This window comes from Methylobacterium sp. J-030, from assembly GCF_022829545.1.
Classification (GTDB): Bacteria; Pseudomonadota; Alphaproteobacteria; order Rhizobiales; family Beijerinckiaceae; genus Methylobacterium.
The window spans coordinates 1-10,094 of sequence record NZ_JAKSYM010000153.1; the positions used below are offsets into that span (position 1 = coordinate 1).

The 10,094-nt window shown below is 70.3% G+C and carries 4 protein-coding genes and 2 pseudogenes; all 6 read right to left on the bottom strand.

Annotated features, from left to right (window positions below; genetic code table 11):
* Nucleotides 1-351: pseudogene (locus MKK75_RS09200) on the bottom strand (antibiotic acetyltransferase); the annotation flags it as partial.
* 143 nt (nucleotides 352-494) lie between these two features.
* Entirely contained in the window at nucleotides 495-1,247 is a 753-nt protein-coding gene (locus MKK75_RS09205) for a methyltransferase domain-containing protein (RefSeq protein WP_244042286.1), read from the bottom strand.
* Nucleotides 1,248-1,622: 375 nt separating this feature from the next.
* Nucleotides 1,623-5,561: a glycosyltransferase gene (locus MKK75_RS09210; RefSeq protein WP_244042287.1), complete on the bottom strand. Its 3,939-nt coding sequence runs from the start codon at nucleotides 5,559-5,561 to the stop codon at nucleotides 1,623-1,625.
* A 163-nt stretch (nucleotides 5,562-5,724) separates the two neighbouring features.
* Nucleotides 5,725-9,243 carry a hypothetical protein gene (locus MKK75_RS09215; RefSeq protein WP_244042288.1) on the bottom strand — a complete coding sequence of 1,173 codons (3,519 nt, stop codon included), beginning with the start codon at nucleotides 9,241-9,243 and terminating at the stop codon, nucleotides 5,725-5,727.
* Nucleotides 9,244-9,417: 174 nt separating this feature from the next.
* Nucleotides 9,418-9,771 carry a hypothetical protein gene (locus MKK75_RS09220; RefSeq protein ID WP_244042289.1) on the bottom strand — a complete coding sequence of 118 codons (354 nt, stop codon included), beginning with the start codon at nucleotides 9,769-9,771 and terminating at the stop codon, nucleotides 9,418-9,420.
* 194 nt (nucleotides 9,772-9,965) lie between these two features.
* Nucleotides 9,966-10,094 (bottom strand): annotated as a pseudogene (locus MKK75_RS09225) (GDP-mannose 4,6-dehydratase); the annotation flags it as partial.

A 10,094-nucleotide genomic window follows, 5' to 3' on the forward strand; every position in this document is an offset into this window, starting at 1 on the left:
CGGCCCGCAGATCTCGTAATCCGCCGCCCGCGGCTCGGCGCGGTCGAGCACCGCCGGGTGGTGGGTGTAGAACAGCGGCGAGGTCGAGCCGCACTGGACCGGGTGGCTGCCCCGCCCGACCTGCACGCTCTCGCCGATCGAGACGTAGCGGGCGATGTCGGCGCCGAAGTAGTAGCCGCTCACCGCGTACGAGAACGCCCCCATGGTGAGGCAGTAGTCGATGCCCATCCACTTGATGCTGCACGGCGGCTCGAAGGTGCAGTCCTCCGGCAGGCCGAACGGCGCCGGATGCAGCGCCGAAACACCGCGCCGGAGCAGCTCCTGCTTCATCGCTTCAGTGACGGTGATCATCGGGTGTCCTCAGAATCGACGGTTTGGGTCAGCGAAGCTCTGATTCGAGCACGCCGCGCCGACGTTGCGGAGGCAACGCGCGCGCCTTGCGGGGGAAGCCTGCCGCCGCGGCGATACGAGAGCCTGCTGTAGCCGATCCGCCATCAAAGCTTTGCGAAATGAACCACTGGGTCCCGGAGATTGCACCCAAGGTCGGGGTCGAGCACCGTGAATCCCCGGGCCTCGATGGTCTCCCGGAACCAGGGTAGCCCGAGGTTGTACCAGCGGCCCGGGCGAGGTCGATCGTAATCCCGGGCGCTCTCGTCGATAGCCAGAGCGGCGGCGAGCTTGGCGTAATCGCTGATCATGATGTAGCCACGGGCACCGGAAGCCATCTTCTGCGCGATGGCATCGAAGTAAGCGGCAGTGGCGTCTCGACTGACGTGGCAAAAACAACCGAAGGAAAAGAAGAAGTCGATACGGCCATCCGGTACGCAGGCGCAGGAGAAGTCCTGCACCTGATCGTAGGTCACACGCTCACGAACCTCCGGATCGGTACCGACGTAACCAAAGAAATTGTTGTCTTCGGCCGAGACTGCGTCGAGCGCGTAGAGGTGCTTGGCCCCATCGGCCAGGATGCAGCGGGACCAAGCGCCCCTTCCCGGTCCGATCTCCAGCACAACCTTGTCGCGTACCTGATTGCGGATGCACATCAGGTACGTCACGTACAGCGTGCTGAGGTAGCCGATCTGCTGCGCCTTGATCCCCTTTGCGGCCGCTATCTCATGCTGGTTCGCGTAACCATTGAACTGGTCGATGCCTGAGTAGGATGATTGAGATAGTGGGTCTTGAGGATAACCCTCCTGGTACCCACCGGGCCAAACGCCCTGAAACGAGGAGATCTCGGCGTTTTGCACTGTGCTTCTCCAGCCTAGGCAAGCACCCCCGCCTTGCCCGGAAGGTGCGCGCCCGCTGAAGCGGGCGCCGGGGTGCATTTGTGGCACGTGTCCCGATCTTGTTGAGGCTCAGGAGAATCACCCCGTACGCTCTCCATTGGCGGCTCACGCCCGCCCTCTCGCTCGTAGACGACGAGGGAGCGCTCGCCAAGCGCCGGAGGCCTATCCAGGATTGAACGAATCCTAGCCCCCCGAAAGACGCCAATGAGCCGGACGTGGCAGGAATCCAGCCGCATCGCTCCCTTCAGCAAAGCGCCGGGAGCGCGATGACCGCGTACACGCGGCTCCAGCAAACAAGGGAGTGTGTGCGATCGAGAAATGCGCGGGCCTGCCCGCTCACGGCGCGGGCGCGAGCCCGTAATAGTCGCGCAGGATGTCGCCGTACTCGGCCGCCTGAATCGCCCCCCGAATGCGGCCGCGCGGCGAGAGGTCGACCGAGAGCAGCCGGTCGTTGAACCCGGAGGGGTCGTGCAGCAGCGCGTAGGGCAGCACGTGCCCATGCGCGTAACCGCGCAGCCGCTCGCCCTGCGCGCCGAGGTCGAAGGCCACCACCGGAAGACCGGTGCGCAGCGCCAGCGTCAGCGCGTACGAGTAGGTCTCCGGCCAGATCGCCGGCAGGAGCACGAGGTCGGCGAACCCCTTCGCCGCGAGATCCAGCGCCTCGTCGTCGCTCATGTAGCGGCCGGTCTCGGTCACATCGACGGCCTCCAGGGCCGGCCGAAGCGCCGGGTCGGAGAAGCCGATGATGGTGAAGTCGATCGGCAGATCCCGGTCGCGCACGTCGGTGGCCAGCGCCTGGAGGAAGCGCGCGCCCTTCATCATGTTGATGGCGCCGAGCACCACCACCCGGCGCCGGCCCTCCGCACGCTTGCGGATCGCCGGCCGCACGCGCCGGTCGGCCTCGAAGTGCGGCCGCACGGTGATCGGGAGATCGGGATAGACACCGGCCAGCCGCCCGGCGGTGTCCTGCGAGGGCGCGAACACCCGCGCGGCGCCGGCCAGGAAGGCGCCGAACACCGCCCGCCGCTCGTCCGGGTCCGGCTCCTCGTAGGCTCCGATATCCGCGTTCAGGCAGCCGCGGCAGACCGGGACGGGGGCGAGCCCGCAATAGGTGCCGTCGGGCTGGACCAAATGGTTGCGGTGGCAGACGGGGGAGAAGTCGTGCAGCGTCCACGCATAGGGCCGGCCCGACTCCGCGACGAGGCGCATCATGGTCTGCGCCGCCGGCCAGTTCAGGCCCGCCAGCGAGTGCACGTGGATCAGCTGCGGTGCCAGCCAGCCCAGGAACTCGGCGATCTGCGCCGCGTCGCGGGGCAGGTACAGGGTCTCGAGCGTCGGCAGGTAGAGGTAGTCGCCGCTGCGGTTCGAGACGTTGATCTGGATGTTCCGCTTCCGGTCGATCGAGAACAGGACCACGTGCGCGCCCTCGCCCTGCAGGCGCGCGATCACGTCCTCGATGTGGCGCTGGATGCCCCCGCCCCAGCTGTGGGTCACGAACAGCACCGCGCGTTCCCGGAAATGCCGGGCGAGCCGGTACAGGTCGATCCGCGCGCGGGTATGCCGGCCGGGATCGGCGGCCACGAACTGGCCGACGACGGCGGGGTAGTCCGGGTGCTTGGCGAGCAGCGCCGCCTGACCCTGGTCGTACTCGCCGCCCTCGTCGAGCCCGAACGAGATCTGGCCGGCGTGGTAGACGAACACGTCCTCGGCGAGCAGGTTGACGTAGCCCGCCTTCAGGGCGCGCATGCACCAATCGTTCTCCTCGCCGTAGCCCTTGCCGAAGGCGACCTCGTCGAGGACGCCGACCGCGCCGAGCGCCTCAGCCGTCATGTACATGCAGAAGCCGACGCCGGTGGGCACCTCGACGTGGCGTCCGCGGTTGATCCGGGCCAAAGCCGCGTCGAGCTCGGGCCGCGCGATCTCGAGCTGCATGCCGTTGTTGGCGTTGAATTTCGGGTAGCTGCAGATCGTGGCGTTGTTCGACAGCGGCGTGATGCTGCCGACTCCCGGCCGCGCCTCGGCGTGGGCGACGAGGCGGTCGAGCCAGTCGCCGAACACCTGCGCGTCGGAGTTGAGCAGGACGACGGCGTTGCCCTGACGCAGCGAGAGGCCGCGATTGACCGAGCGGACGAAGCCGAGGTTGCGCTCGTTCGCCACGAGGTGGAACAGACCGCGGCGGGCGAGGTCGGCCAGCTCCGCGCTGAGTTCCGGGTCGGGCGAGCGATCGTTGATCGCCAGCAACGTGAACCGGGTCTTCTGCCGGGCCGAGAGGCAGGCGTGGATCGCCCGAAGGGTCTCGCCGCGTCCCTTGTAGATCGGCATGATCACGACGACGTCGGCCATCGCGATCGGCAAGGCCTGAGGCAGCCCGTCCCATTCATGCGGCTCGGGCGCGGTCATCGGCGGCCAAGCGCCGAGATCCTCGGCCGAGGCCATCAGCCCGGCCGCGCGGCCGGTGCGGACGTAGTGCAGGAACGGCGACTCGCCTGCCGCGAGCAGGTGGCCGTAGGCCTTGCCGTAGAAATCGTACGAGAAGTGCTTGTTCGGAAGCCGGCCCTCGTGCTGGCCGTGGGCGACGAAATGGGCGAGCGGACCGCCGCGCGCGCCGGCCACGTCCGGGTAGCGCTTGGCGTAGAAGGCCGCGTCGAAGTGCGGCTCCATCAGCAGAGCCTCGTCCATCAGCGCGTCGTCCTCCTCGGAGGGCGGCGTGCCGTAGCGCGGGTCGAAGCCCGCGCCGATATCGACGCCGAGCATCAGCGCGGTGGCGAGATGGTGGACGAACGGCGCCACGCCGGTCTCCTGCACGTAGCCGTGCGCATCGAGGTAATCCTGCCCGTTGAAATCCGGCCGCGGGTTGCGCCCCGTCCGCCAGCCGCGCTCGCAGTAATCGCGGATCGCGTCGACGTCGTCGGGCACGCCGTAGCGCCGGCGATAGAACGCGTGATCGAAATGCAGCGCCGCCAGCGCCGCCTGCAGGCGCAGGTAGGCCTCGCGGTCGACCGGTTCGCGGCCGATCTCGACGATCCAGCCGGTGTCCTCGACGGGCGGCCGCTCCGGGCGGAACCCGCAGACGCGCAGCAGGGTGTAGAGCGTCGCGTGCCGCGGTCCCGGGTCGCGACCCTCCCGCCAGCCGGCGCTCGCGAAGTGCGCGTAGGGTCGGATGCCGCTGCCGCGCACGTCGGCGTAGGTCGCGCGATACCACGCGTCGTCGACCGCCGGGAAGCTGATCCGGCCGGGCCCCGCGAAGGGTGTCTCGCCCGAGAGCAGCGTCTCGGCGAGGTAGCGGAAGAACGGGTCGCCATGCACCGCGCGGTTGTCCGCCCGCCCCTGAACATAGCCGGCCGGATCGAAGTCCTGGCGCGGGCTGCGCATCGTGCGCCACTCTCCGGCGGCGTAGGCGCGCAGGAGCGTCTCGTCGGGGCGGTCGTCGCCGCGGCCGCGGTAGTAGGCGGCGTCGAAGTAGGGTGCGATCGTCTCGATCCGGAACGCGACCGCCTCGTCCTCGCTCGAAGGCTTCGCCTTGCCGCCGTGCATGACGTAGTGCAGCAGCGGGTTTTCCACGGCGAAGCTGATGCCCCGGCTCAGGCAGTAGTACGGGATGTCGAAGTTGGGCGCGGGATCCCGGCCCTCGCGCCATCCGGAAGTCATGTAGTGGCTGCCGGGATCGACGCCCGCGGCCTTCAGGTCGGGATTGCCCGCCAGATAATAGTCGCCGTCGACGAGACGCCGGGCGAGGCGTGCCGCGCGACGGGCGTCCGGCCGCGGGATCGCGTGGATGCCCCGGTCGTGCAGCGCGCGCACGTAATGCAGGAACGGGTTGATGTCGGTGCGCGCGAGCGAGGGACGCGCGGCGAGGTACTCGGTGGTCGAGAAGTCCGGGCGCGGATCCCGACCCTGGCGCCAGCCGGTGCGGAGGTAGTCGCGCAGCCCCGCCTCGCCCGCGATCCCGTACCAGCTCTCGTAGAAGGCGGCGTCGAAATGGGGCGCGATCGCCGCGATCTGCTCCGCCTCGGAGGCCGGGTCGGTCGAGGGCGGCAGGCCGCCGCGGGCGGCCAGGCGCACCAGCGGATTGCGGCTCGCGCGGGTGTCCGGCGCGCCCGCCCAGCGGTAGTAGAGGCCGTCGAGCCCGTTCAGCACGCCGCGACCCTGCAGGAGGCCCGCGCTCACGCCGCGCCCGATCCCGGTTCGGGCGATCCCCCGGCCGACGGTGCGGCCGAGCCCGGTCAGGCCGCCTCGTCCGTCCCATCGTCCGCCCCAAGTGAAGCTGGGCGCCATCACGCTCTCTTTCGGCTCAGGTGCGGCGCGCCCGCGGCTGCGATCGGGTCGGTCGGACTCATGACGGCTTGGCGTTGAGAAAGGCGGGCGACGGCGGCAACGGATTGATCTCGGTGAGCGGACTAATCGAACCGACCGCTCCCGTAAACTCGCGCGTCGCCGCTCAGGGCAGCGGCCGGCCGTCGTAATCCGCCGACCCGAGCCGCAGGACGGCCTCGTTGTAGTAGGGATCGTGCGCGATCCGTGCGCCCCAGCGTCGCGTGAAGCACGCGCTCTCGCCGGCGCGCGCCCGCGGCGTCCGTCGAGGGCCGGTATCGGCGAGGATCGCGCCCGGTTCGTAGACGATCCGCTGGCCGGCCGCGCGCCGCGCGAGACAGTAGTCCACGTCCCAGAGCGCCGCGCCGAGATCCGGGTCGAGGCCGCCGGCCGCGCGGAAGGTCTCGGCCCGGGTCATCAGGCACTCCCCGCTGACGGCCAGGAAGTTCCGGGCGGCGGTCGCGCTGAAGAAGTAGCCCTCGGCCCCGCCATTGCCCTCCCGCACGGCTTCCGGCACGCCCGCATTCGCCACGATGCCGGCGTGTCGGAATTGCCCGTCGCCGGCAACCAAGCGTGCGCCGACCGCGCCGACGGCGCGCTTGGCGACCTGGATCAGCATGCGCTCGATCCAGTATCGCTCGACCGGCTCCAGATCCGGGTTGAGGAACAGCAGGATCTCACCCGACGCAGCCCGGGCGCCGGCGTTCAACCGCCGGACCGGATCGGCCCCGTCGTCGGGGACGACGACGGGCCGGCACCCGGCCGCCCGGAGCGCGGCCATCTCGGCCTCTCCGGCCTCCCGATCGAGCACCGCGATCGGTTCGAGATGGGCGTGGCTCGATCCCTCGCGGATCGCCGCGAGCCGCCCGAGGAAGGTCTCGACCGCGCGCGCCTCCCCGCCCGCGGCACCCAGCGCCAGCAGGCTCACGACCGAGACGGCCTCATCGCGCGGGCCCGGGGCGATCGCGTAGCGACGCGCGCCGGCGGCGACCTCGACGCGGGCATCGGCGCGTCCGGTCCGCGCCAAGTGTTCGCCGATCAGCGCGCGCTCGGTCTCCTGCGCGCCGAAGCGCCGGTCCGGGCCGCGCAGCAGGATCCGGCGCAGATGCCTGATCCGGGCGCCCGCCTCGCCGAGGCGCAGGGTCAGCTCGAAGGGGCTGCGCGCCGCGCCGAGAAACGCGGCCACCGCGCCGCCGCGGTAGCAGGCGGCCCGGCCGACATAGTCGAAACTTTCGAGATAGTCCGGGCTCCAACCGGGCTTGAAGAACGGCAGGATCCCGCGGGGGACCCTGACCTCCTCGTCGCCGTAGATCAGGTCGGCGTCGGGGGCGCGGTTGATGTCGCAGGCGAGGTCGTAGAGGGCGCGGGGCGGCAACGCGTCCCCGTCCTCCAGCCACAGCAGGTAAGCCTCCGCCCGCTCCCCCAGGGCGTCGAGCGCCGCGTCGCGCGTCGTGCATGCGCGCAGGCGCCCGTAGATCTGCCGATCGAGCGATGCCCGCGTCTGCCCGGCGCCCTGCCCGCCCGCGCCGTCGATCAGCACGACGAAGGTGGGCTGCACGACCATCAGGTCGATATGCCGGTGGATGTCCTGTATCTCGGCGGCCAGCGCCACCCGCTCGGCGGCGACCCGGCGGGCGTGCAGGGTTTCGAGCGGCAGCGGCGACCGGCCCTCGGCCCGGCCCGCGACCGCGAAGTGGGCGAGCGGGTTGAGGCCTGCGCGCGCCACGTCCGGGTGGCGCTCCAGGTACCAGCTGGTCGAGAAATCCGGGCTCGGATCCCGTCCCTCCGCGACGCCGAGGCGCAGGAAATGATGCAGCGGCGTCTCGTAGGCGTCGACCAGCTCCGGGTAGGTCCGCAGGTACCAGCCGCCGTCGAACAGCGGGTGCGGCTCGGAGCCGATGTGGACGCCGCGCTCGATGTAGTCGACGAGCGGATCCGCGTCCGGGCCGAGTTCCGGATGACGCGCCCGGTACCATGCGGCATCGAACAGCGGGTTGGGATCGGCGCAGGCTCGGATGCCGTGCGCGAGGTAGTGCACGAGCGGGTTGACGTCGCCGAGCCCGGGGACGCGGGAGCGGTACCAGCCGATGTCGAACAGCGGATGGGGATCGCGCCCCTCGCGTCCGCCGTCGCCGAGGAAGTGTACCAGCGGATTCTGCCCGGAGGCGGCCACGTCCGCGTTGCGCTCCAGGTACCAGGAGGTGTCGAACAGCCGGCACGGGTCGCGTCCCTCCGCGGCCCCCCCCTCGATGAAATGCGCGAGCGGGCTGCGGCCGGTCTCGACGAGATCCTCGTTGCGGGACAGGTAGAAGGCGGCGTCGAACAGCGGATGCGGATCGCGCGCGGCCCCGCGCATCCGATAATGCAGGAGCGGGTTGAGGCCCTGCGCATCGGGGTTGCGCGCCAGATAGTACGACGTGTCGAACAGCGGATGCGGGTCTGTCGCGCCGCGATCCTTCAGATAATGCAGCAGGGGATTGGCCCGGGCGTCGGCGGCGTCGGGGACCTGCCGGAGGTAGTGGGCCGGGTCGAAGAGCGGGTGCGGGCTCAGCGCCGCCCGTGCCCCGTCGGTGAGGTAATGGATCGCCGGGTTCATCCCGGCTTCCGCGACGTCCGGCACCTGTTCCAGGTACCAGGGTGAGTCGAACAGCGGGTGCGGCTCGGCGCCGTCCTCGGGATCGCGGCCGAGGTAGTCGAGCAGCGCGTTCTCGCCCGCGTCGGGGAAGGTCGCCCGGTACCAAGCCGCGTCGAACAGCGGGTGCGGATCGTAGCCGAGCCGTGCGCCGATCCGCAGGTAATGAACGAGCGGATTCTCGCCGGTGGCCGCGACTTCCGGGTGGCGGGCGAGGTACCACGCGCTCGCGAAGTACGGGTGCGGGTCGACCCCCTCCCGGCCGCCATCGGCGAGGAAGTGCAGCAGCGGGTTGAGGCCGGCCTCGCCGACATCCGGGCGCTGGCGCAGATACCATGCGGTGTCGAACAGGGGATGCGCCTTGCGTCCCTCGAAGCCGCCGTCGCGCAGGAAGTGGTGCAGCGGGTTCTTCCCGCCCGCGGCCACGTCGTCGTTGCAGAGGAAGTACCACGCCGTGTCGAAGGCCGGATGCGGATCGAGTTCCGCCGCGGCGCCGCGCGCGAGGTAGTGCAGGATCGCGTTCTCCCCGGCCTCCTGCGCCTGTTCGCGATACCAGGACGTGTCGAACAACCGGTTGGGATCGTAGCCGAGCTTCGCCCCGGTCTGCAGGAAGTGCCGGAGGAGCGTGCCCTCCCCGGTCGAGACGTCCGGATGCTTGGCGGCATACCACGCGCTGTCGAACAGCGGTCCCGGATCGACGCCCGGTCGCGAGCCGTGGTCCAGGTAATGAAGGAACGCTGTCTGGCCGGGGGCCGCCGCCTCGGGGTGCTTGCGCAGATACCACTCTGTATCGAACAGGGGATTGGGGTCGATGTCCGAGTGGTTCTGGTGGCGCGCATAATGCGCGAGCGGGTCATCCTGCGCCTCGGGATGCCGCGCGGCGTACCAGACGGCGTCGAACAGCCCGGATTCCCGTATCGCCCGGGCTATCGGATCAATCTCGGCCGGCGCGTCAGACGTCGCCGCCTCGGGACCGACTGACGGCGATAGGTTGGGGTGCTGCGCGTCGTCCATGTTGTCCCGAGCTTCAAAACGGGCGCAACTGATAGCGGCGCCTCCGACGGGCTGCAACGCCGAGGCCGCTCAGACCTCCACGACCGGTGCCGGAGATCGGCCCCGGCCGCAGCGCCGTCTGGACGATGATCCGGCCGCAGGAGCCGCACGCCACCATGCCGATCCCTTCGGCCCTCAGCCTACTGCGGGCTGCAGGGTCGGCAGGTCGGACGGGGGCGGCCTGAGGTGAGCGCGCTCGGGGGGCGGCAGCCCGTCCCAGGTGGTGCGCAGGCGATCGTAGGCGCCACGATAGAGCACCAGCAGGCGCTGGATCTCGGCGGGCGCGGGCAGGGCCTGCCCATCGATGACGGCCGATCCGGCCCGCGGAGCCGCGATGCCGACGCCGGAAACGGTCACGCGGTCGGTGTGATCGCGCAGCAACCGGGCCGCTTCCGACAGCAGCGCGACGTATCCGGCGAGGGTACGCCGATGCGTGTGGAATTCCGCCTGCGCGAACGCGTAATCCTCGGTCGTGTAGTGTCCAGTCATCCCGCCGTCCGATCCAGCCCGAGCTTATCGGACCATGGGCCGGGCGGCCACCCGGTCCGGAATGATGCGCCTGCGCCAGAGCCGTGCCCGATCGCGTTGCCATCGCGCGCGGCGCTGAGCCTCCGTTGTGACGCGCTCTCTTGCGCCGAACCGGTGTCCGCTCTTGCGAAACCTGCTTCGGCGGCGAGGCGCGCTCAGGCGTTTGCGGAGAGGCGCTTGATGTCGGCGTCGACCATCTCGGTGATCAGCGCCTCCAGGCTGGTCTGCGCCTCCCAGCCGAACGTCGCCTTCGCCTTGGCCGGGTTGCCCAGCAGAACCTCGAC

Coding starts and splice junctions, on each gene's coding strand:
- MKK75_RS09215 (WP_244042288.1), bottom strand. CDS start 9,243: ATGGACGACGCGCAGCACCCCAACCTATCGCCGTCAGTCGGTCCCGAG.
- MKK75_RS09210 (WP_244042287.1), bottom strand. CDS start 5,561: ATGGCGCCCAGCTTCACTTGGGGCGGACGATGGGACGGACGAGGCGGC.
- MKK75_RS09220 (WP_244042289.1), bottom strand. CDS start 9,771: ATGACTGGACACTACACGACCGAGGATTACGCGTTCGCGCAGGCGGAA.